This is a genomic window from Vibrio sp. 1288, from assembly GCF_033344475.1.
Genome location: NZ_JAWPOX010000086.1, coordinates 1 through 1658, shown reverse-complemented (window position 1 = coordinate 1658; position 1658 = coordinate 1). Strand labels below are relative to the sequence as shown.

The 1658-nt window shown below is 44.2% G+C and carries 3 protein-coding genes; 1 reads left to right on the top strand and 2 read right to left on the bottom strand.

From position 1 onward, the window contains the following. Positions 1–615, top strand: a 615-nt coding sequence (locus R8O11_RS24765) for a lipase secretion chaperone (protein WP_318194550.1), incomplete at its 5' end; no start/stop codon positions are given. Positions 616–648: 33 nt separating this feature from the next. On the opposite strand, the gene R8O11_RS24760 is transcribed toward R8O11_RS24765, so the two are convergent. Both R8O11_RS24760 and R8O11_RS24755 read right to left on the bottom strand, forming a co-directional pair. Next, positions 649–1215 carry a DNA-3-methyladenine glycosylase I gene (locus R8O11_RS24760; RefSeq protein ID WP_025606574.1) on the bottom strand — a complete coding sequence of 189 codons (567 nt, stop codon included), beginning with the start codon at positions 1213–1215 and terminating at the stop codon, positions 649–651. Positions 1216–1278: 63 nt separating this feature from the next. Beyond that, a partial coding sequence (locus tag R8O11_RS24755; RefSeq protein ID WP_318194549.1) for an efflux RND transporter permease subunit occupies positions 1279–1658 on the bottom strand: 380 nt, incomplete at its 5' end.

Below are 1658 nucleotides of genomic sequence, written 5' to 3'. Positions count from 1 at the left end.
GGCATTGATGTTGAGTTGTTTCAAACCTATCTCGCGTACAAACGGGCGCTTTCTAAATTAGAACCACTTGAAGATACGACGTTGTCATTAAGCCAATTGCAACGGCTGAATGAAGCCATTCTAAATTTGCAACTTGAATACTTTAACGATCAACAAATTTCCCAACTATTTGATGAAGAAAATCGACTACGCCAACTCGCAATAGAGAAACTGGTGATTAAAACGTACGAGCAAGACTCTGATTCTCAGCAACTACTACTCAACCAAGCGTTATCTGAACAACCTGAGTACATCCAGCAAAGTGAACGCAACAATGCCTTGACGAGGCAACTCGACCAAACCACATTACTCAGTTCACAGGATAAGTATCTCGCTCGCGTCGAGTTGGTAGGAGAAGAAGGCGCGCAAAGGCTGCAAAAATTGGATGAACAACGAGCGACGTTTGAAATAGAGCTGACAAATTACCTAGAAAAACGTGCAGATATTCTTGATGATGAATTTTTGGGTCGCGAACAGAAGCAGTTAGAAATTGCTAATTTGAGAAAGCAAAGCTTCGAGACAACTCAATGGCGCCGTATCGAAGCCTTGGAACGTATTCATGACAGCCAGAACTAGCTGTATAAACTGAACAATTATATAAACGAAACGTTACTGGTTTTGTTTTTTAGGGCATCCAACGATGTGGTCATCCACCATGCCAACGGCTTGCATAAAGGCATAACAGATGGTTTCACCGACAAACTTAAAGCCTTTCTTTTTGAGAAACTTACTCATGGCTTTGGACTGTTCTGTCGAAGCAGGTACGTCACTCATTTCATGCCACTGATTTACCACAGGCTTGCCATCGACAAACTGCCACAACGCCTCTGATAAGCTGCCATATTCAGCAATAAGTGCTTTGGCTGCTTTAGCGTTGCTAAATACCGAATTGATTTTGCCGCGATGCTTCACTACATCGAAGTTTTCGACGATGAACTCGGCACGCTCTTCATTTCTCTGTTCCAACGCGTCCAAATCATAGTTTTCAAACGCTTCTCGGTATCCTTCACGTTTTTTCAGAATCGTAATCCAACTCAATCCTGCTTGCGCACCTTCCAACGTAATAAATTCGAACAACACTTTGTCGTCATAAACCGGAACGCCCCACTCTGCATCGTGATATGCGCGCTCTAGAGGGTGGTTCATCGCCCACGCGCACGTTTTGTGTTCTGTCATTTTTCGTCCTTATAAAAAGCGCCTCTAACTCACCAGCTAGAGGCACTGAACTTTACATTAAGCCTATTTCGGCACCGACACTTTATGGAACAGACGATACAACACTGGCACGACAATAAGTGTCAGGATGGTGGCAAAACCTAAACCAAACATAATCGTTACCGCCATCGGTTTAAAGAAGATATCAGGTAGAAGAGGAATCATACCCAAAATGGTGGTAATCGCTGCCATACACACTGGGCGAACACGACTGACTGCCGCATCAACCACTGCGTCATATGCCTCTTTCCCCGACTTCATCTCAATTTCAATTTGGTCGAGCAGAACAATGCCGTTTTTGAGTACCATACCAGATAAGCTCAAAAAGCCTAGCAACGCCATAAAGCCAAACGGCGTATTGAGTGCCAACAAGCCCGTGGTGACACCAATCAATGCCAGTGGCA

Bases quoted from the DNA above. Each gene is read 5' to 3' on its own strand.
- R8O11_RS24760 (WP_025606574.1), bottom strand. From the start codon at position 1,215: ATGACAGAACACAAAACGTGCGCGTGGGCGATGAACCACCCTCTAGAG.